Origin of the sequence: Pseudomonas xanthosomatis, from assembly GCF_019139835.1 — a bacterium.
GTDB lineage: Bacteria > Pseudomonadota > Gammaproteobacteria > Pseudomonadales > Pseudomonadaceae > Aquipseudomonas > Aquipseudomonas fakonensis.
On record NZ_CP077075.1, the window covers coordinates 4,349,556 to 4,373,561 of the forward strand.

The 24,006-nt window shown below is 66.4% G+C and carries 20 protein-coding genes and 1 pseudogene; 18 read left to right on the plus strand and 3 right to left on the minus strand.

Translation table 11 applies throughout. The annotated features are described in order from the left end of the window. Positions 1 to 22: 22 nt before the first annotated feature. Positions 23 to 1,048: an Ldh family oxidoreductase gene (locus tag KSS93_RS19090; RefSeq protein WP_217885517.1), complete on the minus strand. Its 1,026-nt coding sequence runs from the start codon at positions 1,046 to 1,048 to the stop codon at positions 23 to 25. A 508-nt stretch (positions 1,049 to 1,556) separates the two neighbouring features. Between KSS93_RS19090 and KSS93_RS19095 the strand changes: the two genes are divergently transcribed. The 5 genes from KSS93_RS19095 (at position 1,557) to KSS93_RS19115 (ending at position 8,655) form a co-directional block, all read left to right on the plus strand. Then, positions 1,557 to 2,366: a gamma-glutamyl-gamma-aminobutyrate hydrolase family protein gene (locus tag KSS93_RS19095; protein WP_217885518.1), complete on the plus strand. Its 810-nt coding sequence runs from the start codon at positions 1,557 to 1,559 to the stop codon at positions 2,364 to 2,366. 464 nt (positions 2,367 to 2,830) lie between these two features. After that, positions 2,831 to 3,748 carry a 5-dehydro-4-deoxyglucarate dehydratase gene (gene kdgD, locus KSS93_RS19100; protein WP_217838839.1) on the plus strand — a complete coding sequence of 306 codons (918 nt, stop codon included), beginning with the start codon at positions 2,831 to 2,833 and terminating at the stop codon, positions 3,746 to 3,748. Positions 3,749 to 3,917: 169 nt separating this feature from the next. Continuing rightward, positions 3,918 to 5,270, plus strand: a complete 1,353-nt coding sequence (locus KSS93_RS19105; protein WP_217885519.1) for an MFS transporter — start codon at positions 3,918 to 3,920, stop codon at positions 5,268 to 5,270. Positions 5,271 to 5,349: 79 nt separating this feature from the next. Next, a complete protein-coding gene (gene garD / locus KSS93_RS19110) occupies positions 5,350 to 6,903 on the plus strand; it encodes a galactarate dehydratase (RefSeq protein ID WP_217838841.1) in 1,554 nt (517 codons plus the stop codon). Between the two features lie 171 nt (positions 6,904 to 7,074). Further along, on the plus strand, positions 7,075 to 8,655 hold the full coding sequence (locus tag KSS93_RS19115; RefSeq protein ID WP_217885520.1) for an aldehyde dehydrogenase (NADP(+)): 1,581 nt from the start codon (positions 7,075 to 7,077) through the stop codon (positions 8,653 to 8,655). A gap of 142 nt (positions 8,656 to 8,797) precedes the next feature. Here the strand turns inward: KSS93_RS19115 and KSS93_RS19120 are convergent, their stop codons facing one another. After that, entirely contained in the window at positions 8,798 to 9,547 is a 750-nt protein-coding gene (locus KSS93_RS19120; protein ID WP_217885521.1) for a FadR/GntR family transcriptional regulator, read from the minus strand. A 164-nt stretch (positions 9,548 to 9,711) separates the two neighbouring features. Here KSS93_RS19120 and KSS93_RS19125 point away from each other — a divergent pair, with 164 nt between their 5' ends. The 6 genes from KSS93_RS19125 to KSS93_RS19150 all read left to right on the plus strand — a co-directional run bounded on the left by KSS93_RS19125 (position 9,712) and on the right by KSS93_RS19150 (position 15,525). Then, complete coding sequence (locus tag KSS93_RS19125; RefSeq protein WP_217885522.1) at positions 9,712 to 10,122, plus strand: DUF2946 family protein; 411 nt, start codon at positions 9,712 to 9,714, stop codon at positions 10,120 to 10,122. Positions 10,123 to 10,186: 64 nt separating this feature from the next. Next, the gene (locus KSS93_RS19130; protein WP_217885523.1) at positions 10,187 to 12,340 is read left to right on the plus strand and encodes a TonB-dependent receptor; all 2,154 of its coding nucleotides are present in this window, start codon (positions 10,187 to 10,189) and stop codon (positions 12,338 to 12,340) included. Between the two features lie 513 nt (positions 12,341 to 12,853). Beyond that, a complete protein-coding gene (locus tag KSS93_RS19135) occupies positions 12,854 to 13,684 on the plus strand; it encodes an AraC family transcriptional regulator (RefSeq protein WP_217885524.1) in 831 nt (276 codons plus the stop codon). Positions 13,685 to 13,733: 49 nt separating this feature from the next. Continuing rightward, positions 13,734 to 14,318, plus strand: a complete 585-nt coding sequence (locus KSS93_RS19140) for a LysE family translocator (protein ID WP_217885525.1) — start codon at positions 13,734 to 13,736, stop codon at positions 14,316 to 14,318. Positions 14,319 to 14,578: 260 nt separating this feature from the next. Then, a complete protein-coding gene (locus tag KSS93_RS19145; RefSeq protein ID WP_217885526.1) occupies positions 14,579 to 15,055 on the plus strand; it encodes a hypothetical protein in 477 nt (158 codons plus the stop codon). A gap of 86 nt (positions 15,056 to 15,141) precedes the next feature. Next, positions 15,142 to 15,525 carry a hypothetical protein gene (locus KSS93_RS19150; protein WP_217885527.1) on the plus strand — a complete coding sequence of 128 codons (384 nt, stop codon included), beginning with the start codon at positions 15,142 to 15,144 and terminating at the stop codon, positions 15,523 to 15,525. 4 nt (positions 15,526 to 15,529) lie between these two features. Here KSS93_RS19150 and KSS93_RS19155 read toward each other — a convergent pair whose 3' ends face one another. Next, complete coding sequence (locus tag KSS93_RS19155; RefSeq protein WP_217885528.1) at positions 15,530 to 15,883, minus strand: VOC family protein; 354 nt, start codon at positions 15,881 to 15,883, stop codon at positions 15,530 to 15,532. Positions 15,884 to 15,968: 85 nt separating this feature from the next. Here KSS93_RS19155 and KSS93_RS19160 point away from each other — a divergent pair. The 7 genes and pseudogenes from KSS93_RS19160 to KSS93_RS19190 form a co-directional block, all read left to right on the plus strand. Continuing rightward, positions 15,969 to 16,574, plus strand: a pseudogene (locus KSS93_RS19160) (ParA family protein); the annotation flags it as partial. Positions 16,575 to 17,047: 473 nt separating this feature from the next. Beyond that, positions 17,048 to 17,914, plus strand: a complete 867-nt coding sequence (gene purU, locus KSS93_RS19165; protein ID WP_217885529.1) for a formyltetrahydrofolate deformylase — start codon at positions 17,048 to 17,050, stop codon at positions 17,912 to 17,914. Next, the gene (gene folD, locus KSS93_RS19170) at positions 17,911 to 18,822 is read left to right on the plus strand and encodes a bifunctional methylenetetrahydrofolate dehydrogenase/methenyltetrahydrofolate cyclohydrolase FolD (protein WP_217885530.1); all 912 of its coding nucleotides are present in this window, start codon (positions 17,911 to 17,913) and stop codon (positions 18,820 to 18,822) included. The genes purU and folD overlap by 4 nt, the downstream gene beginning before the upstream one ends. Further along, complete coding sequence (locus tag KSS93_RS19175; protein WP_217885531.1) at positions 18,804 to 20,045, plus strand: FAD-dependent oxidoreductase; 1,242 nt, start codon at positions 18,804 to 18,806, stop codon at positions 20,043 to 20,045. Before folD ends, KSS93_RS19175 begins: the two co-directional genes overlap by 19 nt. An 11-nt stretch (positions 20,046 to 20,056) precedes the next feature. Next, positions 20,057 to 20,362, plus strand: coding sequence for a sarcosine oxidase subunit delta (locus KSS93_RS19180; protein ID WP_217839244.1), 306 nt, complete (start codon positions 20,057 to 20,059; stop codon positions 20,360 to 20,362). After that, the gene (locus tag KSS93_RS19185; protein WP_217885532.1) at positions 20,359 to 23,262 is read left to right on the plus strand and encodes a 2Fe-2S iron-sulfur cluster-binding protein; all 2,904 of its coding nucleotides are present in this window, start codon (positions 20,359 to 20,361) and stop codon (positions 23,260 to 23,262) included. Before KSS93_RS19180 ends, KSS93_RS19185 begins: the two co-directional genes overlap by 4 nt. A 3-nt stretch (positions 23,263 to 23,265) precedes the next feature. Next, positions 23,266 to 23,856 carry a sarcosine oxidase subunit gamma gene (locus tag KSS93_RS19190; protein ID WP_217885533.1) on the plus strand — a complete coding sequence of 197 codons (591 nt, stop codon included), beginning with the start codon at positions 23,266 to 23,268 and terminating at the stop codon, positions 23,854 to 23,856. Positions 23,857 to 24,006 lie beyond the last annotated feature (150 nt).

Consider the following 24,006-nt stretch of genomic DNA (forward strand, 5'->3'; position numbering starts at 1 on the left):
GGCCGCTCCTACAGGGATCGAGTCAACCAGCCAGTTCTTTTAAATCCGCCAGTTCCTGCACGCTCAAGGCCACACCCTCACGCAACGCCACTTCGCGCTCGCGGTAACGCCGCTCGCCCGGCATACGGCTAAGCCCCGCCGCCTGCATCTGCTCCACAAGCTCCCGGCTGCGCTGGGCGAAACGCTGGCCCTCGGCCTTGCCCGGGTCGATGACGATGATCAGTTGCCCGGTCCACGGGGTCTTGGCCCCAGGGTGGCTGGCCCAGTCGAACTCCCAAGAGAAATTGCCGCCGGTCAGCGCCGCCGCCAGCAGCTCGACCATCATCGACAGCGCCGAGCCCTTGTGCCCGCCGAACGGTAACAGCGCCCCGCCCTGCAGAATGGCCTGCGGGTCGGTAGTCGGCAGGCCCTGGGCATCCACGCCCATGCCTTCGGGCAAGCGCTGCCCGGCACGCGCGGCAATCTGCACGTCGCCATGGGCCATGGCGCTGGTGGCCATGTCGAAGACGATGGGGGCATGCCCGGCGCAAGGCGCGGCGAAGGCGATGGGGTTAGTGCCGAACAGCGGCTGACGCGCGCCATGCGGCACCACGCAGGTCATGCTGTTGACCACGCTCAGGGCCACCAGGCCCTCGTCGGCGAAAGGCTCGACATCCGGCCACAGCGCGGCGAAGTGGTGCGAGTTGTGAATCGCCAGCACGGCGATACCCGCCTGGCGCGCCTTGTGCACCAGTTGCTCGCGTGCCGCCGCCAGGGCTGGCTGGGCGAAGCCGCCGGCGGCATCCACCCGCACATAGCCCGACGCCACATCGCTGACCTGCGGCGCAGCCTTGCCATCCACCCAGCCACTGGCCAGGGTCGATACGTAACCGGGGATGCGGAACACGCCATGGCTGTGGGCACCGTCACGCTGGGCGCTGGCGCAGTTGTGGGCGAGCACGGCGGCCACCCCTTCACTGCACCCATGGCGTTGCAAGATTACCTGCAACAGCCCCTGCAACTCGGCGAACGGTACGCGCACAAGGGGGCTGGCGGAAGGTGCGGACATCTGGAGCTCCTTTTATTGGTATTGGGTCGGCTACAGCGCAACGCACAGGAATGTCCCGCGAATGCCTGCCATCTGTCAAAGTGTCCACGGGCCAGGCCCTGCCTCTTGGAACAATCACAACGTGCGCCATGCAGCCATGCTCGTCATTGAGCAGCCAGCACCGTCCCTGCGGGAGCGGGTTTCCCCGCGAATCAAGTGACGCAGTGCATGGCACCGGCTTCATTGCAGCCACGCAAAGACCCGACTGCGTCGTTAAATATTATTGACCCAAGCCCCTGTCAAACCCTTGTCGGCAAAGGCGCCGAACGCCCCAATCCCCCGAAAACCGGCGCCCAACCCCACTGCCACTCGTTTGACATATCGAACGGCTCTGGCAATCTAGAGCCAAGGCCCCGACCGGAATCGCCGCGAAGGCGGGCCGGCAGTGCTCGGGGCTCCAGGCTGCACCCATGGCCCCGGCCGTGCGCCTGCACAACAACGACAGGCATGACCTGTCCCAAGGTGACATATGTCCAACAGCAACATTGGCAGCAAACAACCCACCCTGCGCAAACCCGTCGTCCTGATGACCATGGGCAGCCAGGAGCGCAAAGGCCATGACTATCAGGTCATGACCCACAAATACATCACCCCGCTGGTCGAGTTCTCCGATTGCGTTCCGGTGCTGGTGCCCACCTGCTGCGGCACTGACGACCTGGAAACCTACCTGGACATGGCCGACGGCGTGTACCTGACCGGCGCTGGCAGCAATATCGACCCGGCCCTGTATGGCCAGGAAAACCAGACCCCCGGCAAAGGCCAGGACCAGAACCGCGACCTGTTCGACATCCCGCTGGTCAAGGCTGCCCTCAAGCGTGGCCTGCCGATCTTCGGCATCTGCCGCGGCATGCAGGAAATCAACGTGGCCCTGGGCGGTGACATCTACCAGAAGGTCTACGCCGAGCCTGGTTTCAACGACCACCGCGAAAACCCAGAAGACCCGGTCGAGGTGCAGTACGCCCAGGTGCACGGGGTGAAGATCAAGCCAGGCAGCTGGCTGCGCGACACTCTGGGTACCGACGAAATCCGCGTCAATTCGCTGCACGGCCAGGGCCTGCGCAAGCTGGGTGCCGGCATCGAGGCGATCGCCCACGCCGAAGACGGCCTGGTCGAGGCGATCCACGCCCCGAGCATTTCGCCCTTCCTGTTCGCGGTGCAGTGGCACCCGGAGTGGCAGGCGGCGAAGAACCCCGACTCGATCAAGATGTTCCAGGCCTTCGGCGACGCCTGCCGCGCCCAGGTTCGCAAGTCCCAGGTCAAGCGCCATCAGGCTGCTTGATCGTCTGAAGCTTCGTTAGCTTTGATCGCGGGGCGGCGCAAGGTCGCCCCCGTTACCACGGTCACCCTCTGCTGGTCCCAGAACACCTCCCGTGGCTGCGGGCGGCGGGCTTGTGCCTGTCTTCGCGATCTTTTTTTCCGCTTCAAGTCATCATTTTTCGTTGCCTGCGCCGACCCTATCGCCGGCAAGCCGGCTACAACCGTCCTCCCCACCCACCAAGAGATACGATGACTTAACCGGTCGTCATTTCTTGCGCCTGCTCCGGCCCTATCGCCGGCAAGCCTGCCCCTACAAGGGCTGCGCTTATCCTGTAGGAGCCGGCTTGCCGGCGATGAGGTCTGCCCTGCCCACCCACCTGCAAAAATTTCTGCTCACAGGGGCTAGTCATCGTACAAGTTGTACGATAACTTACCTCCAACGCAGAACAACACCCTTCACCCAAGCGCCACAGGATGCCAACAACAATGACTCCACAAGAACTGAAATCCATCCTCTCCCACGGCCTGCTGTCCTTCCCGGTCACCGACTTCAATGCCCAGGGCGACTTCAACCAGGCTGGCTACATCAAGCGCCTGGAATGGCTCGCCCCTTACGGCGCCAGCGCCCTGTTCGCCGCCGGCGGCACCGGTGAGTTCTTCTCCCTGGCCGCCAGCGAGTACAGCCAGGTAATCAAGACTGCTGTCGACACCTGCGCCACCTCGGTACCGATCCTCGCCGGCGTCGGCGGCTCTACCCGCCAGGCCATCGAGTACGCACAAGAAGCCGAGCGCCTGGGTGCCAAGGGCCTGCTGCTGCTGCCGCACTACCTGACCGAAGCCAGCCAGGACGGCGTTGCCGCCCACGTTGAAGCGGTGTGCAAGTCGGTCAACATCGGCGTGGTGGTGTACAACCGCAACGTCTGCCGCCTGAACGCCGACCTGCTGGAAAAACTCGCCGAGCGCTGCCCGAACCTGATCGGCTACAAGGATGGCCTGGGCGACATCGAGCTGATGGTGTCGATCCGTCGCCGCCTGGGTGATCGTTTCAGCTACCTGGGTGGCCTGCCTACCGCCGAGGTGTATGCTGCCGCCTACAAAGCCCTCGGTGTACCGGTGTACTCCTCGGCGGTGTTCAACTTCGTACCCAAGACCGCGATGGACTTCTACCACGCCATCGCCCGTGACGATCACGCAACCGTTGGCAAGCTGATCGACGATTTCTTCCTGCCGTACCTGGACATCCGCAACCGCAAGGCCGGCTATGCCGTGAGCATCGTCAAGGCCGGCGCCAAGATTGCCGGTTACGACGCAGGCCCGGTGCGTACCCCGCTGACCGACCTGACCGCACAAGAGTACGAGATGCTCGCCGCGCTGATGGACAAAATGGGCCCGCAAGGCCTGTAACACCCAGGACCCGCCAAGCGGCCCATCGCAGCCAGGGATGGCGCGCCACCTTCATGTGTGGTCGCAGATACCTGCCTGCAATGGGCCGCGAAGCGGTTCCCGCGCCCTGCCCTGGCGCTGACAATACAAAGCAAGCCCGCAAAAAAAATAACTAGTGGGAGTTACCAGCATGCAAGCGAAAAAAACGCATGTGCGCTACCTGATTCTGTTGATGCTGTTCCTGGTGACCACCATCAACTACGCAGACCGCGCCACCATCGCCATTGCCGGCTCCAGCCTGCAAAAAGACCTTGGCATCGACGCCGTCACCCTCGGCTACATCTTCTCCGCATTCGGCTGGGCCTACGTGGCCGGGCAAATCCCCGGCGGCTGGCTGCTCGACCGTTTCGGCTCGAAAAACGTCTACGCCTTCAGCATCTTCACCTGGTCGCTGTTCACCCTGCTGCAAGGTTTCGTCGGCGGCCTGCCGGTGGCCTGGGCAGTCGTCACCCTGTTCACCCTGCGCTTTCTGGTCGGTTTCGCCGAAGCCCCGTCGTTCCCCGGCAATGCCCGGATCGTCGCGGCCTGGTTCCCCACGCAAGAGCGCGGCACCGCCTCGGCGATCTTCAACTCGGCGCAATACTTCGCCACTGCCCTGTTCGCCCCGATCATGGGCTGGATCGTGTTCACCTTCGGCTGGGAGCACGTGTTCGTGGTGATGGGCGCGCTGGGCATCGTGTTCTCGGCGGTGTGGATGAAGACCATCTACAACCCGCGCCAGCACCCGCGCATCAGCGCCGATGAACTGCAGCACATCGAGCAGAACGGCGGCCTGGTGGACATGGACCAGAAGCGCGGCAACGATGGCCCGAAATGGGGTTACATCAAGCAACTGCTGACCAGCCGCATGCTGCTGGGCGTGTACCTGGGCCAGTACTGCATCAACGCCATCACCTACTTCTTCCTCACCTGGTTCCCGGTATACCTGGTGCAGGAACGCGGCATGACCATCCTCAAAGCCGGCTTCATCGCCTCGCTGCCGGCCATTTGCGGCTTCATCGGCGGCGTGCTGGGCGGGGTGATCTCCGACTGGCTGCTGCGCCGCGGCAACTCGCTGACCTTCTCGCGCAAGCTGCCGATCGTCTGCGGCCTGTTGCTGTCCACCACCATGGTGTTCTGCAACTATGTCGATGCTGAATGGATGGTTGTGGGCTTCATGACCCTGGCATTCTTCGGCAAGGGCATCGGCGCCCTCGGCTGGGCCGTGGTGGCCGACACCTCGCCCAAGCAGATCGCCGGCCTGTCGGGTGGCCTGTTCAACACCTTCGGCAACATCGCCTCGATCACCACGCCAATCGTCATCGGCTACATCATCAGCGCCACCGGTTCGTTCAAGTGGGCCCTGGTGTATGTAGGCGCCAACGCACTGGTGGCGGTGTTCAGCTACCTGGTGATCGTCGGCCCGATCAAACGTATCGAGCTTAAAGACGACCCAAAGCAGGACGCTGCCCCAAACGCTGAACTGGCAGGTTCGCGCCAGTAACCGAAATACCCCGGCGCCGCTCACCCCGGCGCCGGTGGCCGTATAAAAGCCTGAAAGAAATGACAAGAAGGGCCTGACCATGCAGTTGATCGAACATTCCGAGTCGCCCCGCTACGTCCGCCTGCACGATGACGACAATGTCGTGGTGGTGGTCAACGATGGCGGCCTGGGCGAAGGCGCCCGTTTCGCCGACGGCCTGACCCTGGTCGAAGGCGTACCACAAAGCCACAAGGTGGCCACTGTCGACATTCAACCCGGGGCCCCGGTGCGCCGTTACGGCCAGGTTATCGGCTACGCCCGCGAACTGCTGCGCCAGGGCAGCTGGGTCAAGGAAGATCAGCTGGACATGCCAGCCGCCCCCGAGCTCGACAGCCTGCCGCGCTGCGACGCCGTGCCCGCCGCCCTGCCACCACTCGAAGGCTTCACCTTCGAGGGTTACCGCAACGCCGACGGCACCGTGGGTACCCGCAACATCCTCGGCATCACCACCACCGTGCAATGCGTCACCGGCGTGCTCGACCACGCGGTCAAGCGCATCCGCAGCGAACTGCTGCCCAAATACCCCAACGTCGATGACGTGGTCGCCCTGACCCACAGCTACGGCTGCGGCGTGGCGATCAACGCCCGCGACGCGTACATCCCGATCCGTACCGTGCGCAACCTGGCGCGCAACCCCAACCTGGGCGGCGAAGCGCTGGTGATCAGCCTGGGCTGCGAAAAGCTTCAGGCCGGCCAGGTGATGCACGAGGGCGACCTGTCGGTCGACCTCAGCGAGCCCTGGCTGTACCGCCTGCAGGACGCCTCGCTGGGCTTCGTCGAGATGATCGAGCAGATCATGCAACTGGCCGAAACCCGGCTGAAGAAGCTCGACCAGCGCCGCCGTGAAACCGTGCCGGCCAGCGAGCTGATCCTGGGCATGCAGTGCGGCGGCAGTGACGCCTTCAGCGGCATCACCGCCAACCCGGCCCTGGGCTATGCCGCCGACCTGCTGGTGCGCGCCGGCGCCACCGTCTTGTTCTCGGAAGTGACCGAGGTGCGCGACGCCATCTACATGCTCACCTCCCGCGCCGAAACCCCGGAAGTGGCCGAGGCGCTGGTGCGCGAGATGGACTGGTACGACCGCTACCTGCAACAGGGCGCCGCCGACCGCAGCGCCAACACCACCCCCGGCAACAAGAAGGGCGGCTTGTCGAACATCGTCGAAAAATCCCTGGGGTCGATCGTCAAGTCCGGCAGCGGCGCCATCCAGGGCGTGGTCGGCCCAGGCGAGCGGGTCAGCCACAAGGGCCTGATTTTCTGCGCAACGCCGGCCAGCGACTTCGTCTGCGGCACCCTGCAGCTGGCGGCCGGCATGAACCTGCACGTGTTCACCACCGGCCGCGGCACCCCGTATGGCCTGGCCATGGCGCCGGTGGTCAAGGTGTGCACCCGTACCGAGCTGGCCCAGCGCTGGCCCGACCTGATCGACATCGACGCCGGGCGCATCGCCAGCGGCCGTTCGAGCATCGAGGAGCTGGGCTGGGAGCTGTTCCACTACTACCTGGACGTGGCCAGCGGCCGCAAGCAGACCTGGGCCGAAAAGCACGGGCTGCACAACGACATCACCCTGTTCAACCCGGCACCCATTACCTGATGACGATTTCCCAGTGTGTCGCGATCCCTGTGGGAGCGAGTTCGCTCGCGAACACCGGCAGAGCCGGTGCCACGCACCGAGTCGCCTGTTTCGCGGGTGAACCCGCTCCCACACGGGCCAAGCGAACCTGCCCAGACAGCATTCTTCCTTCAGTGACTACAGGAGCACCCCATGCCTGACATCCTCGGCCACAACTTCATCGCCGGCCAGCGCAGCGCCGCCGGCCCGCAGCGCCTGCAGAGCCTGGACGCCACCACTGGCGAGGCCCTGCCCTACAGCTTCGTGCAAGCCACCGAGCAGGAAGTCGACCAGGCTGCCAAGGCCGCTGCCGGCGCCTTCGCCGAATTCCGCCAGCTGGCCCCGGCGCGCCGCGCCGAATTCCTCGAAGCCATCGCCGCCGAACTGGACGAGCTGGACGACAGCTTCGTCGCCATCGTCTGCCGCGAAACCGCCCTGCCTGCTGCGCGCATCCAGGGCGAGCGCGGCCGCACCAGCGGCCAGATGCGCCTGTTCGCCCAGGTACTGCGCCGCGGCGACTACCTCGGTGCGCGCATCGACCTGGCCCTGCCGGATCGCCAGCCACTGCCACGTGTAGACCTGCGCCAGATGCGCATCGGCGTCGGCCCGGTGGCCGTGTTCGGTGCCAGCAACTTCCCGCTGGCCTTCTCCACCGCTGGCGGTGACACCGCCGCCGCACTGGCCGCCGGTTGCCCGGTGGTGTTCAAGGCCCACAGCGGCCACATGGCCACCGCCGACCTGGTGGGCTGCGCCATCGTGCGCGCCGCCGAGCGTACCGGCATGCCCAAGGGCGTGTTCAACATGGTGTTCGGCGGTGGCGTAGGCGAGTGGCTGGTCAAGCACCCGGCCATCCAGGCCGTAGGCTTCACTGGTTCGCTCAAAGGTGGCGACGCCCTGTGCCGCATGGCCGCCGAGCGCCCGCAGCCGATCCCGGTGTTCGCCGAGATGTCCAGCATCAACCCGGTGATCGTGCTGCCAGGCGCCCTGGCCAAGCGCGGCGAAGCCATCGCCCGTGAATTGGCAGGTTCCGTGTGCATGGGTGCCGGGCAGTTCTGCACCAACCCGGGCATGGTCATCGGCCTGCAGTCGCCGGCCTTTACTCAACTGCTGGGCGAACTGGGCCAGCACCTCGACCAGCAGGCCGGGCAAACCATGCTCAACGCCGGCGGCCTGCGCAGCTACGTTGGCGGCCTGGAGCACCTGGGCGCCCACGCTGGCATCCAGCACCTGGCCGGCCAGGCTCAGGAAGGCAGCCAGGCCCGCGCCCAGCTGTTCAAGGCCGATGCCAGCCTGCTGGTGAACGCCGACCCGCTGCTGCAGGAAGAAGTGTTCGGCCCGGCCACCGTGGCCGTTGAAGTGAAGGACAACGCGCAACTGCGTGATGCCCTCCTGGGCCTGCGCGGCCAGCTGACCGCCACGCTGATCGGCGAGGCCGAGGACTTCGAAGCCTTCGCCTGGCTGGTGCCGCTGCTGGAGGAAAAAGTCGGGCGCATTCTGGTCAACGGCTACCCGACCGGTGTCGAGGTGTGCGAGGCGATGGTCCACGGCGGCCCGTACCCGGCCACCTCCGATGCCCGCGGTACCTCTGTGGGCACCCTGGCCATCGACCGCTTCCTGCGCCCGGTGTGCTACCAGAACTACCCGCAGGCGCTGCTGCCTGAAGCCCTGCGCGACGGCAACCCCCTGGGGCTGCGCCGCCTGGTGAACGGCCACTGGAGCGACAAGGCGCTCTGAGTGCCTTGATATGAGAAAGCCCCGCATATGCGGGGCTTTTTTGTGCCTGTACCGGCCTCTTCGCGGGTAAACCTGCTCCCACAGGGGTCACCCGTTGCCTGATGTGGGAGCGGGTTTACCCGCGAAGAGGCCGGCGCAGGCGTCAGACGCCTTGCGCCTCGGCCTCTTCATGGGCCTGGCGCAGGCGCTCGCGGCTGTTGCTCAGGTGCAGGCGCATGGCCATTTTCGCCCCTTCGCTGTCACGCCGGGCAATGGCTTCGAAGATCGCTTCATGCTCGTGCATCAGACGGCCCATGTAGTGGGCCTGGTCATCATGCGCCAGGCGCGCCGAATTGAGCCGGGTGCGCGGGATGATGCTGGTGCCCAGGTGGTGGATGATGTCGGCGAAGTAGTGGTTGCCGCTGGCCTGGGCGATACGCAGGTGGAACTGGAAGTCCGCCGACACCGCATCCGAAGCATGCGCCGCGCCCTCGTTGAGCTCATCCAGCGCGGCGCGCATGCCGGCCAGCTGCTCGTCGTCGCGGCGCAGTGCGGCAAGGCCTGCGGATTCGATTTCCAGGGCGATGCGCAGCTCCAGCACCGACAACACTTCGCGCAGGGTGACGATGGTCGCCGGGTCGATACGAAAACCGCCGGTGGCTGGCGCATCCAGCACGAAGGTGCCGATGCCGTGACGGGTCTCGACCTGGCCTGCGGCCTGCAGGCGCGAAATAGCCTCGCGCACCACCGTGCGGCTGACGCCCTCCTCGACCATGATCTGCGATTCGGTCGGGAGCTTGTCGCCGCGCTTGAGCTGGCCGCTGCGGATGCGTTCGGTCAGCACCGTGACCAGTTCCTGCGCCAGGCTGCGGGGTTTGCGGCGGGTGCGTGGCTGTGCCTGCTGCTCTGTCATGCCCTGTACATTTGGTAGTGATAGACAGGCGTCATCATAGCGCATGCGGTTGTACGATCACATATGCAGTGTGGGCTTTTCATCATGCGCAGGCCCAACAACATCGCCCTGCGACAATCCACCACACCAGCCCCCGACGTGGCCGAATGCTAGATTCCCCGGCCATGAAACCCAACCGCCAAACCCGCACGCTGACCGCCTGGGCGCTATACGCCAGCGTGCTGTTCAGCCTGATGCTGTGCGGCCTGCACCACGGCCAGATGTCCGGCCTGAGCCTGTCTGGCCTGCAAGGCGGTTTCTGCGCACTGGACAGCAGCCACGGGCCGAGCGCAATCGACCTGGCCCCCAGCGGCAGCGACCAGCACATGGCCCAGCTCGACTGCCCGGTGTGCTCCTCGTTCGCCCTGGCCGTGCCCCTTGCCAGCCACGGCTGGACGCCCCTGCCGGCCCACGGCAAAGCCCCTGGCCCGATCGTCGCGCGCAGCCGGGCGCAACCCCCGCCACGCTACCTGCGCCACAGCATCATCCCCCGCGCTCCACCCCTGCGGTTCCCAGCAGCACACACCCTGGCCTGACCCCGGCAGGTGCCTCTGCGCGCCAGGGCCAGGCTTGCCCTAACCCTTGCGTGGAACCCGCACGATGATCCGCAACACCTCCCTGGTGCTCATGATGAGCGCCACCTGCAGCTGTGCCTGGGCGCAAAGCGCCCCAGTCGAACTGACCGCCACCACCGTCGACGGTGAACGCGAAGCGCCCTCCGGCGTGCAACTGGACACACCGATAGAAACCGGCTCGCGCCTGGGCCTGAGCGCCCGCCAGACACCCGCTTCGGTCAGCGTCTCGGACCGCCGCGTGATCGAGCAGCGCGATGCCAAGGACACCCAGGACATCATCAACGCCATGACCGGCGTCAACGCCTCGGCCAACCCCGGCTACGGCGGCTTCGTCACCTACCGTGGCTTCACCCAGAACCAGGTGACCCAGCTGTACAACGGCATCAACCTTGGCTACAGCAGCGCCACCCGGCCGGTGGACGCCTGGGTGATCGACCGCGTCGAGCTGCTGGGCGGGCCGTCGTCGTTCCTGCACGGCGCCGGTGCCGTCGGCGGCTCGATCAACTACATCAGCAAGCTCGCCAGCCGCGACACGCAAACCGTCGACGCACGCCTGCGCTACGCCAGCTACGACGACAGTGAATACGCCTTCGGCATCAACCAGGCACTGGCCAGCAACCCCGCCGATGCGCGCCATTTCGCCCGCCTGGACTTCAGCCACAACCAGGGCGACGGTTATATCGACCGCAACCGGCGCGAAAGCGACACCCTGGCCTTCTCGCTGCTCAGCGACCTCACCCCGGCGCTCACCCACACCCTGGCCATCGAGTATCAGCAGGACCGGGAAGACAGCCCCTACTGGGGCTCTCCCATCCTGCCCGGGCGCAGCACCATGAAGATCGACAAAAGCCGGCGCTTCGAGAACTACAACGTCGCCGACGGGCGCTATGAGCAGCGCGTGCGCTGGCTGCGCTCGATGCTCGACTACCAGGTCAGCGACAGCACCAGCCTGCACAGCACGCTGTACCAGTACGAGGCCCAGCGCGACTACCGCAACCTCGAACGCTACCGCTACAACGGCGCAGGCGACGTGGTGCGCTCCGGCCCCTACCTGCAACGCCACCAGCAGAGCGTGCTGGGCGAGCGCATCGAGCTGCGCCACGACAACCAGCTGTTCGGCCTGGCCAGCCAGTGGTCGCTGGGGCTGGACTGGTCGCACATGCGCCAGAGCCTCTACCCCACCTCCGGCAGCTGGAGCGACACGGTGGACCCCGAGCACTTCGACCCCGGCAGCTTCGACGACATCCCCGGGGTGAACGGCGGCCTGAAGAAACAGCGCCGCCACCAAACCACCAACCGCGCACTGTTCGCCGAGAACCGCCTGGAGCTGACCGACCGTCTGGCCCTGCTTACCGCGCTGCGCTACGACTACCTGGACATGCAGGTGACCAACTACGGCCCCGTCAGCGCCACGGCGCCGGCCTACTTCGAACGGCGCTGGGAGCCGCTGTCCGGGCGCGCGGGCCTGACTTACGCGCTCACCCCGTCGGCCAGCCTGTATGTGCAGTACAGCACCGCCGCCGACCTGCCCGCCGGCTCCCTGGCGGCGGCCACCTACTCCAACGTCGGCTTGTTCGATTTGTCCAAGGGCGAGCAATGGGAGGCCGGCAGCAAGTTCGACTTCCTCGACGGCCGGGGCGCGGGCACCGTCGCGGTGTACCACATCGTGCGCAAGGACTTTGCCGTGGCCGACTCCAACAACCCCAACCAGAGCGTGCAAGCCGGCCAGCAGACCTCGCGCGGTATCGAACTGGCCGGGCGTCTGCAGGTGACGCCAAAGCTGCTGGCCGAGGCCAACTACGCCTACGTTCAAGCCCGCTACGATGCCTTCAACGAAGCGGTCAACGGCGTGTCGGTGTCGCGCAAGGGCAATGCACCGGTGAACGTGCCGGCCAACGTCGGCAACCTGTGGCTGACCTATAGCTTCACGACCAACTGGGCGGCAGGGGTCGATGCGCGCTACGTCGACTCGGTTTACGCCGACAACGCCAACACCTTGAAAGCCCCGGCCTACACCCTGTTCGGCGCCTTTGCCCGCTATCGCCTGGACAACCACACCACGCTCACCGCGCGGGTGCGCAATCTGACCGACCAGGTGTATGCCAAGCAGGCCTACAACACCCAGTACTACATGGGTGCACCGCGGACCTTCGAAGTGGCGATGGACCTGCGGTTCTGAGCAGCCCATTGGTTTAGCGCTTGACGCGGTGTATGGCACCGGCTGTGCCGGTGATCGCCGGCAAGCCGGCTCCTACAGCTACCGTGCCGGGTTTGGGCTTGGCGCGATCCCTGTAGGAGATTACCCAGCCCTTTCGGGCTGCGCTGTCGCGCAGGGAACTGGTCTCGCAGATGCGCCGCGCCCTGTGGGAAGCGGCCTTGCCGGGGCGCCGTCCGGTCGAGATGGGCTGCGCAGCAGCCCCGGCAATTTTGCATGAAGTCGAGATCTTGGGGCCGCTTCGCGCCCCATCGCGACCGGACGGCGCCCCGGCAAGGCCGCTTCCCACAGGAACCGTGTTAAATCAATGAGTTGTAGTTTGTTCTATGAGAGCGGGCTTGCCCGCGAACACGGGCGAAGCCCGTGCCACGCCGCGCGGCGTTCAGTCAAAGGTTCACGTCGGCCTGCACATTCGTTCCAGACCTGCCCGCCAAGCTGGGTTAAGGTAATCACTTTCCACCTACGACACCCGCCCCCATGAGCCACTGGATCGACCTCAGACAAGACGCCGACACCGGCATCGAGTCGGTCCGTGCGCATTTCACCGGCCACGCCTACGACCCGCACTGGCACGACAGCTTCCTGGTCGGTGTCACCGAACAAGGCGTGCAACAGTTCAACTGCCGCCGGGTACGCCATCAGAGCACGCCCGGCCAGGTGTTCCTGCTCGAGCCTGGCGACCTGCACGACGGCCTGGCACCCACCGACGAGGGCTTCACCTACTCCACCCTGTACCTCGACGCCCTGTGGCTGGAAGCCGAACTGCGCACGCTGTTCGAGCACGCCCCCTCAGGCGCGTTGCCCAGCTTCGCCGCCACCCTGCACTGCGATGCAAGGCTGGCCGGGGCGACGGTGCGCGCCTTCCAGTCGGTGCACCAGCAGGAGCTGCGTATCGTCCGCCAGACCGCACTGGACGACCTGCTGGCCTGCCTGACCGGCCACCTGCAGTGGCGCAAACGCCTGGACCCCGACCCGCGCCTGCCGCTGACCGCTCAGGTGGCCCGCGACTACCTGCATGCGCACCTGGACCAGGACATCGGCCTGGAAGAGCTGGCGCGGGTGTGCGGCGTGGACCGCTTTCGCCTGACCCGGGCTTTCAAAGCTGCGTTCGGGCTGGCGCCGCACGCCTACCTGATCCAGCTGCGCCTGGCCCGGGCGCGGCAGTTGCTGGCCCGCGGCCAGACGCCGTCGCAGGTGGCCATGGCCCTGGGCTTTGCCGACCAGAGCCACCTGGGGCGCTGGTTCCGCCGGGCGTTCCGGCTGACCCCGGCGGACTACCGCAGGCGCTGCTCAAACCTTCCAGACTGAACCGGCGGCACCGGCCAACATGGCGCTTCGATCCATCGGAGCCTTGATCATGTCGCACACCTTGCTGCCCTTCTTGCTGTTCGCCCTTGCCTCGAGCATCAGCCCCGGGCCGACCAACCTGCTGATCCTCGCCCAGGGCGCCCACCACGGCCTGCGTGCCAGCCTGGCGCCGATGCTGGCCGCCTGCGGCGCTGCGGCGGCCATCGTGCTGCTGGTGGGCTTGGGCCTGGGCGAAGTGCTGCTGCGCCATCCGCTGGCCCAGCAACTGATGAGTTGGGGCGGGGTACTGTGGCTCAGCTGGCTGGCCTGGCGCATGCTGCGCGCTGCCGGCGAGCCGCTGCAGGCTGGCAATGCCGGTGGCTTCAGCGCCTGGAGCGCGGCCACCTTGCAACTGGTCAACCCCAAGGTGTGGCTGATGGCGGTGGCGGTGATCGGCGTGTTCGCCACCCCGCTGCTGCCGGTGTGGCATTTGGCGCTGGTATTCCTGCTGGTGGCAGTGCCGTGCATGGCGGTGTGGGCCTTGCTGGGGGCCGGCAGCGCCCGCTGGCTGCGCTCGTCCAGGGCGCTGCGGCTGTTCAACCAGAGCCTGGCGGGGGTGCTGCTGGTGTCGGCGTGGTCGGCGCTGCTGGTGTAGCGCGGGCCTCGTCGTGCAACCACTGGCGGAACGCCTTGACCCTGGCCAGTGCCGCGCATTCCGGGCGATACACCACGTAGTAGGCCTGGGTCAGCGGGCAGTCCAGGCCCTTGTCGGCGAACGGGCGGATCAGCCATCGACAAGTCGTGGATCAAGGTGCTCGCGGCCAGCGCCTCAGGGCTTTGTCTATCAAGTTGAGCCAGTGGCTTGGCGCTTGCAGTACACTCCCCGACCTGAACCGTGCCCAAGGCCCCTACCCCATGCTTGTTCTGCGCAAACACCTGCTGCCCCTGCTGCTGCTCACCGCCCTGACCGCCTGCGACCAGAAACCCAGCCGCGAACAACAGATCGTCGCCAGCCTGCCGTTGCAGGAAGCCTACGACCACAACATCGAACGCATGGCCAAGCTGCTGGCCATGACCCACCGCCAGGTGCCGGAAGAGCAGATTCGCGAAGTGCTGCGCAAGCACCTCACCGTCGAGGACCAGCGCCAGGACCTGTACCGCCTGTACAGCGAGAAGAACTTCAATGACCAGGAGTTCGCCCTGATCATCGAGGCCACCCGCGACCCGGCCAAGGCCAAAGCTCTGGAAGACACCGAAGAAGGCAAACGCCTGGGCGAAAAGCTCACCGGGCTGATGCGCGAAAGCGCCAACGACCCGAAGGTGCAGGCCATCGTCGAGCAGCGCATGCGTGAAGTGAACATCGAGCTTGAGAACATGGAACAACCGCGCTGACCCAGCCTGCCGCCCGTCGCGGCGCGGGCACCCCGGTTCAGGGTGACTTGCCACAACTTAGGTAATCAGCTGAACCGGAGAACATCATGAAACGCCATCACCTTCACAGCTTGTGCCTGGCTCTGTGCCTGGGTGCCAGCGCCCCGCTCGCCCTGGCGGCGACCGACATGAACGACAGCAACCGCGTGCCCGGCCAGCAACTGCCCGGCACCGGCACCATCGACCGCAATGGCCCCAGCGGCTCAGGCGTGCCGGGTGACGGCATGGGCAGCGGCGATGGCAGCCGCAACGGCGTTGGCAACCCGGGCACCGGGCGCACCACGCCCGACGTCGGCAACCCGGGCGGCAGCCGCAGCGCACCCGATGCCGGCAACCCCGGTACCGGGCGCGGCACACCTTCTACACCCGGCTCGTCCGGCGGCACGGGTGGCAGCGGTGGCAGCTCGGGCGGAGCCGGCGGCGGCAGTTGAACGGTCAGTCTGCCGACCACACCGCCAACTCGTAGCCATCCGGGTCGATGAAGTGAAAGCGCCGCCCGCCAGGGAAGGCGAACACGGCCCGGCTGATGCGCGCCCCTGCCGCTTCGACGCGGCGCTGGGTTGCAGCCAGGTCGTCGGCATACACAATGACCAGCGGCCCGCCTGGCCGCACTGGCTCGCCGGTGGTGAACCCGCCGGTGAGGCGGCCGTCGCTGAATTCGCTGTAGGTGGGCCCGTAGTCGGTGAAGGCCCAACCGAATACCTGGCCGTAAAACGCCTTGCTACGGGCGATGTCAGCCACGTTGAACTCGATGTTGTCGACCTGGCGGTCCTTGCCTCGCATGCCCATGACGGCCTCCTTGCACTCAATGAAACCACGAGCATAGAGCAAAACCGCTCTGGCACGGCACCTCACCGGCTTCACCGGTGAAGCGATACCGTCCGGTATTGCCGACTTCTTCCGCCAGACCCTGGCCCCCAACCCGGCCACCGGCAAGAAACACCGCGTGGCGATTACCGAAACCCGCTACGCCAACCTGCACCTGATCACCGCCAGCCCCGACCTTGCCGACCTGCAGGGCAAGCTGCAAAGCAAGTTCAAGATCAACAAGCTGCGCAAGCTGCTGGTGGAGCTGTCGGCGGACTACGAGCGGATCTACATCGACACCCCGCCGGCGCTGAACTTCTACACCTTCAGCGCACTGGTGGCGGCCGAGCGGCTGCTGATTCCCTACGACTGCGACAGCTTCTCGCGCCAGGCGCTGCACGCGGTGATGGCCGAGGTGCAAGAGCTGCGCCAGGACCACAACGCGGCATTGCAGGTTGAGGGGGTGGTAGTGAACCAGTTCGCCGGCCGCACCGCCCTGCACCAAACCCTGGTGGAGCAGTTGCGTGGCGAGGGGCTGCCGGTGTACCTGAGCAGTTCGATCAAGATGCGCGAGTCGCACGAGGCGGCGGTGCCGCTGGTGCACCTGGCACCGAAGCACCGGCTGGCGCAAGAGTTCGTCGAGTTGCTGGATGTGCTGGAGCGGGTGGCGTAGCTGCCAGCGTTTGGCGCAGGCATTGCGCAATCCTGTAGCCGGCTCTCATAGAACAAACTGCAACTCATTGATTTAACAAGGCTCCCGTGGGAAGCGGCCTTGCCGGGGCGCCGTCCGGTCGAGATGGGGCGCGAAGCGGCCCCAAGGCTCAGCCTCATGCAAAATTGCCGGGGCTGCTGCGCAGCCCATCGCGACACAAGGCCGCTTCCCACAGGGGCCGCGGTACATCTGCGAGACTAGTTCTCTGCGCGACAGCGCAGCCCAAAGGGCTGGGTGGCCTCCTACAGGGGGCGCGTTGCGGATCGCTTTCCTGTTACGAAAAAAAATTTCACAAACCGCTGGACCCCACCCCGTCACTTCGCCTATAAATCCGCAAAAGGAAATTTATATTCCTACCAAGAAAACACTCAGCACCACCTCCTTTCGCCCTTGTGCCAGCCCTGCCCCACTCTCCCCGTCACGAGGACACTTTCATGCACCCCGCTCCCGACCATTTCATCCTGCGCGTCAGCTGCCCGGCCGTGTCCGGCATCGTCGCCGCGGTGACCACCTACCTGGCCGAGCAAGGTTGCTACATCAGCGAAATGGCGCAGTTCGACGATGAGGACAACGGCCGCTTCTTCATGCGTGCGGTGTTCCGCTACAACACCGGCGTAAGCGGTGACACCGCGCAACTGGAAGCGGGCTTTGCCGACGTGGCCGGGCGCTTTGACATGGACTGGAGCCTGCACAGCAGCGCCAAACCGATGCGCGTGCTGCTGATGGTGAGCAAGTTCGACCACTGCCTGAGCGACCTGTTGTACCGCCACGCCAAGGGCGAGCTGGACATGACCATCACCGCCGTGGTGTCCAACCACCTCGACCTGCGCGCCATGGCCGAGCGCCAGGGCATCCGCTTCGTCTACCTGCCGGTGAGCAAAGAGACCAAGGCCGAGCAGGAAGCCGCGCTGATGCGCATCGTCGAGGAAACCGGCACCGAGCTGGTGGTGCTGGCGCGCTACATGCAGATCTTGTCCGACGACCTGTGCCGCCAGCTCAGCGGCAAGGCGATCAACATCCACCACTCGTTCCTGCCCGGCTTCAAGGGCGCCAAGCCCTACCACCAGGCCTACCAGCGTGGCGTGAAGCTGATCGGCGCCACCGCCCACTACGTCACCAGCGACCTCGACGAAGGCCCGATCATCGAACAGGAAGTACAACGCGTGGACCACGCCTACGCCCCTGACGACCTGGTGGCCATCGGCCGCGACACCGAAACCATCGCCCTGTCCCGTGCGGTCAAGTACCACCTCGAGCACCGCGTGTTCCTCAATCACGACCGCACGGTGATCTTCAAATGAACGCCATCCCCAGCGTCAAGCTGATCGACGGCAAGGCCACCGCGGCGCGGGTGCTGGCCGAGGTACGCGAGCAAGTCAGCAGCCTGCGCGACAACGGCCTGCAACCGGGCCTGGCCGTGGTGCTGGTGGGCATGGATGCGGCCAGCCAGGTGTATGTGCGCAACAAGGTGCTGCGCGCCGAGGAGGTGGGCATTCGCTCGCTGGAACACCGCCTGCCGCCAGACACCACCCAGGCCCAACTGCTGACCCTGATCGAGCGCCTGAACCGCGACCCAGGCGTCAACGGCATCCTCGTGCAACTGCCACTGCCGGCGCACATCGACGAACACTGCGTGCTGCAAGCCATCGACCCACTGAAGGACGTGGACGGCTTCCACAGCCAGAACGTCGGCGGCCTGGCCCAGGGCCGCGACGTGCTCACCCCCTGCACCCCCAGCGGCTGCATGCGTCTGTTGCGCGACGCTTGTGGCGAGCTGCGCGGCAAGCACGCGGTGGTGGTGGGCCGCTCGAACATCGTCGGCAAACCCATGGCCGCCCTGCTGCTGCAGGCCGACTGCACGGTGACCGTGGTGCATTCGCGCAGCCGCGACTTGCAGGCGCTGTGCCGCCAGGCCGATATCGTGGTGGCAGCAGTCGGCAAGCCACGGCTGATCGACGCCACCTGGCTCAAGCCTGGCGCGGTGGTGATCGATGTCGGCATCAACCGCATCGAGGAGCACGGGCGCAGCCGCCTGGTTGGCGACGTCGACTTTGCCGCCGCCCTGCCCCTGGTCAGCGCCATCACCCCGGTACCCGGCGGGGTCGGCCCGATGACCATCGCCTACCTGATGAAAAACACCCTGCTCGCCCTCGACCTGCAGCAACAGGCCGCCCACCAGGAGCGCACCCCATGCCCTTCGCCCTGCTGAAACACGGCCTGAGCGCCGACTACCCGGTGGAAGTCGACCTGCCACCGCCCTGCGACCTCAAGCCACGCTACGATGTGGTGATCATCGGCGGCGGCGGCCACGGCGTGGCCATTGCCTACTACCTGGCCAAGTACCACGGCATCACCAATGTCGCCGTGCTGGAAAAGGCCTATTTAGGTGGCGGCAACACCGCACGCAACACCGCGGTGATCCGCTCCAACTACCTCACCAGCGAGGGCGTGCGCTTTTACGCCGAATCCGTGCGGATGTTCCAGAACCTGTCCAACGAGTTCGACTTCAACATCATGTATTCCGAGCGCGGCCAACTGACCCTGGCCCACACCGACGCAACCGTGCGCGCCTTCCGCCAGCGCGCCGAGGTGAACAAGCACTTTGGCGGGCGCACCGAGATGATCGACCGCCAGCAGATCCGCGAGCTGGTGCCCAGCCTGAACCTGGACCCCGGCCACCTGCCGGTGCTGGCCGGCCTGTGGCACATCGACGGCGCCACCGCCCGCCACGACGCCGTGGCCTGGGGCTACGCCAAGCAGGCGGCCAAGCGCGGGGTGGAAATTCACCAACTGACCGAAGTGCAGGACCTGCTGATTCGCAATGGCCGCATCGAGGCGGTGAAGACCAACCGCGGCACCGTGCAGTGCGGCTGCGTGGTGCAGGCGGTGGCCGGAGCCAGCTCGCTGCTGCTGGCCAAGGCCGGCATCCGCGCGCCGATCCACACCTACCCGCTGCAAGCCATGGTCACCCAGCCGTTCAAGCCGTTCCTCGACCCGCTGGTGAGCTCTTCGGCGCTGCACTGCTACGTGCAGCAGACCAGCCGCGGCGAGATCGTCTTCGGCGGCGGCTCCGACCCCTACCCGCTGTACAACACCCGCTCCACCCTGGACTTGAAAGAGAGCCTGCTGGCCCACGCCATCGAGATGTTCCCGTTCATGGCCAACGCCAAGCTGATGCGCCAGTGGGCCGGCAGCACCGACATGACCCCCGACTACAGCCCGATCATGGGCCTGTCGCCGGTGGACAACTACTACCTCGACGCCGGCTGGGGCACCTGGGGCTTCAAGGCCACGCCGATCTGCGGCAAGACCATGGCCGAGCTGGTCTCCAGCGGCGGCAAGGTGCCGGAACTGATCGCCCCGTTTGCCCTGGAACGCTTCAGCCGCTTCCAGCAGGTCAACGAAATGGGCGCCACTGCGGCCAGCCACTAAGGAGCACACCGATGAAGATCCTCACCTGCCCCTTGAACGGCCCGCGCAACATCAGCGAATTCACCTACGGCGGCGAGTTCAAGCCAATGCCCGACCCGGCCAGCTGCAGCGACAGCGAGTGGGCCGACTACGTGTTCAACAGCGACAACCTGGCCGGCGTGGTCACCGAGTGGTGGCTGCACAACGCCTCCAGCTACTGGTTCCTGGCCGAGCGCCACACCGTCAGCGACCAGGTGCTGCGCACCTTCGACCCCAAAGAAGTGTTCGACCGCCGCGTCGACTTTACCCCCGCCGCCAGCCCGGAGATTGCCGGATGAACAGCCACACTCGCCTCCCCGCGCCCATGGGCCTGCTGATCGACCGCGAGCGGCCCTTGAGTTTCAGTTTCGATGGCAACCGCTACCAGGGTTTTGCCGGCGACAGCATCGCCAGCGCCCTGCTGGGTAACGGCCGCTGGCTGCTGTCGCGCTCGTTCAAGTACCACCGCCCGCGCGGCCCGCTGAGCCTGGCCGGGCAGGACGCCAACACCCTGGTGCAGCTGCCCGAGGAGCCCAACGTGCTGGCCGACCTGCACGCCGTCGAAGACGGCCAGGTGGTGGAGGGGCAGAACTTCAACGGCAGCCTGGACAACGACCGCGACGCTTATCTGGGCAAGTTTTCGCGCTTCATGCCGGTGGGCTTCTACTACCGCTCGTTCTACAAGCCCAAGGGCATGTGGAAGGTGTGGGAGCCGCTGATCCGCAAGAAGGCCGGCCTGGGCGTGCTGAACCTGGGCTTCAAGCCGCAGTACTACGACAAGGCCTACCTGTTCGTCGATGTGGCGGTGATCGGCGCCGGCCCCGCCGGCCTGCGCGCCGCGCTGGATGCCGCCAACGCCGGGGCCAAGGTGCTGCTGGTCGAACAACAGCCGGTGCTGGGTGGTTCGCTGAACTACGCCCGCTTCGACATTGCCGGCAGCCGCGCCGCCAGCCTGCGCCACGAGCTGCTGGCCGCCGTCGACGGCCACCCGAACATCCAGGTGCTGTGCCAGGCCACCTGCAACGGCTGGTTCACCGACAACTACCTGCCGGTGATCCAGCACCAACGCATGTACAAGGTGCGCGCCACCCGCTGCCTGGTGGCGGCGGGCTCGTTCGACCAACCGGTGGTGTTTCGCAACAACGACCTGCCCGGGGTGATGCTGACCAGCGCCGCCCAGCGCCTGATGAAGCTCTATGCGGTCAAGCCCGGCCAGCGCGCCGTGTTGCTGACCGGCCACGACGACGGCTACCTGGCCGCCCTCGACCTGCAGGAGCAAGGCGTCACCGTCGCCGCCGTGGTAGACATGCGCGCCGCCAGCGCCGACCCGGCACTGGCCGCCGAGCTCAAGCGCCGCGACATCCCCGTGCACCTGGGCAGCACCGTGTACGAGGCCCTGCACGAAAACGGCATGCGCCATGTGAGCGGCGCCGACATTCGCCCGATCACAGGCCAGGGCAAGGTCGGCCCGCAGGGTCTTCGGGTCAGCTGCGACTTGTTGTGCATGTCGGCCGGCTACATGCCGGTGTACCAGTTGCCGTGCCAAGCTGGTGGCAAGCTGGCCTACGAGGTGAACCGCGACGAGTTCGCCATCAGCGGCCTGCCCGCCGGGCTGGATATCGCAGGCTCCGTCAACGGCCGCCACCTGCTCGATAACGTGCTCACCGACGCCACCCGTGCGGCCGCCGAAGCCTTGGCTGCGCTGGGCCTGGCCACCCCGGCCCTGGGCACCTTCGGCCCCGAGGCCAAGGTCAACTTCCCGTGGCCGATTTTCCCCCACCCCAAGGGCAAGGACTTCGTCGACTTCGATGAAGACCTGCAGGTGCGCGATATCGTCAACGCCACCCGCAGCGGCTACCGCGACATACAGCTGGTCAAGCGTTTCTCCACCGTCGGCATGGGCCCGTCGCAAGGCCGCCACTCGGCGCTGCCCACCGCGCGCCTGGTGGCCCAGGCCACCGGCCGCAGCATTAGCGAAACCGGCGTGACCACCGCGCGCCCGCCGTTTCAGGCCGAGAAACTGGCCCATGTGGCCGGCCGCGCCTTCGACCCGTACCGGCAAACACCGATGCACCGGCGCCATGTGCAGGCCGGCGCGAAGATGATGCCGGCCGGTATCTGGCAGCGCCCGGCCTACTATGGCAAGCCCGGCGAACGCGACGCCTGCATGCAGGCCGAGGCGCGCCAGGTGCGCGAGAAAGTCGGCCTGATCGACGTGTCCACCCTCGGTGGCCTGGACGTGCGCGGCGCGGATGCCGCCGAGCTGCTGGAGCGGCTGTACACCTTCGGTTTTGCCAAGCTGGCGGTCGGCCGCACGCGCTACGCGCTGATGACCAACGAGCATGGCGTGGTGATCGATGATGGGGTGTGCGCACGCTTGGGCGCGCAGCATTTCTACGTCACCGCCACCACCAGCGGCGTCGAGCGTATCTACCAGCAGATGCTCAAGTGGAACGCCCAGTGGCGCCTGGACGTGGACATCACCAACGTCACCGCCGCCCTGGCTGCGGTGAACCTGGCCGGCCCCCTGTCGCGCCAGGTGCTGGCCAAGGTGTGCGACGACGTCGAGCTGTCGGCTGCGGCCTTCCCCTACCTGGGCGCGCGCCTGGGCACGGTGGCCGGCATCCCGGCGCGCATCCTGCGTGTGGGCTTTGTCGGTGAACTGGGTTACGAGGTGCATGTGCCGGCGCGTTACGCCGAGCAACTGTGGGACGCGTTGATGCAGGCCGGTGCCGGCGAAGGCATCCGCCCGTTCGGCGTCGAGACCCAGCGCCTGCTGCGCCTGGAGAAAGGCCACGTGATCATCAGCCAGGACACCGACGGCATGACCCACCCCGGCGAAATCGACATGCAGTGGGCGATCGGCCGCAAGAAGCCGTTCTTCGTCGGCAAGCGCACCCTCGAGGTGCTCGAGGCCCAGCCACTAAAGCGCAAACTGGTCGGCTTCACCCTGCCCAAGGGCGCCAGCCTGCCGCTGGAGGGCCACTTGGTGCTGGACGGGGCGGATATCAGCGGCAACGTCACCTCGTGCGAGTACTCGCAAACCCTCGGCCGCATCATCGGCCTGGCCTACGCAGGCGCAAGCCAGGCCACCCCCGGCATGCACATCCCGATTCGCGTGGAGGGCGGCGAGATCGTCCAGGCGCAGGTGGTGCAGTTGCCGTTCTACGACCCCGAAAATACCCGTCAGGAGGTGTGAGTGATGACCAGTCTGTTAAAAGCCGATGGCTTTGCTGAACGCAGCCCGCGAGCCGTGCTGATGCAGCCCTGCACCCTCACCGACCTGACCGCCGTGGCCCGGGCAGGGTTTCGCGGCGCCGACAGCGCCGTTTACTTGCAGGCCCGCGGCTACCACCTGCCGGCGCAGCCCAACCAGGCCGAGCGCCAGGGCGACGGCGCCTGGGTGGCGCGGTTGTCGCAGACCGAGTACCTGCTGCTCGGCGCCCTCGCCGACCACGGCGCGCCGGTAGCGGCGCTGGAAGCGCAATGGGTGTTGGATGACAAAACGCGCAACTACCTGCTGCCGCGCCAGGACAGCCACGCCTGGCTGCAACTGGCCGGCGAGCAGGCCAGTGCGGTGATGGCCAAGCTGTGCGGGGTGGACTTGCGCGAAGGCGCGTTCGCCGTGGGCAGCGTGGCGCAAACCTCGGCGGCGCGGATCAATGTGATCGTGGTGAATACCGGTGGGGCGTTGCAGTTGCTGTTCGATCGGCCGTCGCTGGACTACTTCATGGGGGCTGTCGAGGATGCGATGGCCGAGTTCGAGGGGGTGGTCGAAGTGCTCTCGCTGTAGGGGATAACCCAGCCCTTTCGGGCTGCGCTGTCGCGCAGAGAACTGGTCTCGCAGATGTACCGCGGTCTCTGTGGGAAGCGGGCTTGTCGGGGTGCCGAACCACCGCGAAGCAGGCGACGCGGTGTCTGGCACCGGCTTCGCCGGTGTTCG

Excerpts from the sequence above, each read along its gene's own strand:
- KSS93_RS19090 (WP_217885517.1), bottom strand. The coding sequence starts at position 1,048 with ATGTCCGCACCTTCCGCCAGCCCCCTTGTGCGCGTACCGTTCGCCGAG.
- KSS93_RS19095 (WP_217885518.1), top strand. The coding sequence starts at position 1,557 with ATGTCCAACAGCAACATTGGCAGCAAACAACCCACCCTGCGCAAACCC.
- kdgD (WP_217838839.1), top strand. The coding sequence starts at position 2,831 with ATGACTCCACAAGAACTGAAATCCATCCTCTCCCACGGCCTGCTGTCC.
- KSS93_RS19105 (WP_217885519.1), top strand. The coding sequence starts at position 3,918 with ATGCAAGCGAAAAAAACGCATGTGCGCTACCTGATTCTGTTGATGCTG.
- garD (WP_217838841.1), top strand. The coding sequence starts at position 5,350 with ATGCAGTTGATCGAACATTCCGAGTCGCCCCGCTACGTCCGCCTGCAC.
- KSS93_RS19115 (WP_217885520.1), top strand. The coding sequence starts at position 7,075 with ATGCCTGACATCCTCGGCCACAACTTCATCGCCGGCCAGCGCAGCGCC.
- KSS93_RS19120 (WP_217885521.1), bottom strand. The coding sequence starts at position 9,547 with ATGACAGAGCAGCAGGCACAGCCACGCACCCGCCGCAAACCCCGCAGC.
- KSS93_RS19125 (WP_217885522.1), top strand. The coding sequence starts at position 9,712 with ATGAAACCCAACCGCCAAACCCGCACGCTGACCGCCTGGGCGCTATAC.
- KSS93_RS19130 (WP_217885523.1), top strand. The coding sequence starts at position 10,187 with ATGATCCGCAACACCTCCCTGGTGCTCATGATGAGCGCCACCTGCAGC.
- KSS93_RS19135 (WP_217885524.1), top strand. The coding sequence starts at position 12,854 with ATGAGCCACTGGATCGACCTCAGACAAGACGCCGACACCGGCATCGAG.
- KSS93_RS19140 (WP_217885525.1), top strand. The coding sequence starts at position 13,734 with ATGTCGCACACCTTGCTGCCCTTCTTGCTGTTCGCCCTTGCCTCGAGC.
- KSS93_RS19145 (WP_217885526.1), top strand. The coding sequence starts at position 14,579 with ATGCTTGTTCTGCGCAAACACCTGCTGCCCCTGCTGCTGCTCACCGCC.
- KSS93_RS19150 (WP_217885527.1), top strand. The coding sequence starts at position 15,142 with ATGAAACGCCATCACCTTCACAGCTTGTGCCTGGCTCTGTGCCTGGGT.
- KSS93_RS19155 (WP_217885528.1), bottom strand. The coding sequence starts at position 15,883 with ATGGGCATGCGAGGCAAGGACCGCCAGGTCGACAACATCGAGTTCAAC.
- purU (WP_217885529.1), top strand. The coding sequence starts at position 17,048 with ATGCACCCCGCTCCCGACCATTTCATCCTGCGCGTCAGCTGCCCGGCC.
- folD (WP_217885530.1), top strand. The coding sequence starts at position 17,911 with ATGAACGCCATCCCCAGCGTCAAGCTGATCGACGGCAAGGCCACCGCG.
- KSS93_RS19175 (WP_217885531.1), top strand. The coding sequence starts at position 18,804 with ATGCCCTTCGCCCTGCTGAAACACGGCCTGAGCGCCGACTACCCGGTG.
- KSS93_RS19180 (WP_217839244.1), top strand. The coding sequence starts at position 20,057 with ATGAAGATCCTCACCTGCCCCTTGAACGGCCCGCGCAACATCAGCGAA.
- KSS93_RS19185 (WP_217885532.1), top strand. The coding sequence starts at position 20,359 with ATGAACAGCCACACTCGCCTCCCCGCGCCCATGGGCCTGCTGATCGAC.
- KSS93_RS19190 (WP_217885533.1), top strand. The coding sequence starts at position 23,266 with ATGACCAGTCTGTTAAAAGCCGATGGCTTTGCTGAACGCAGCCCGCGA.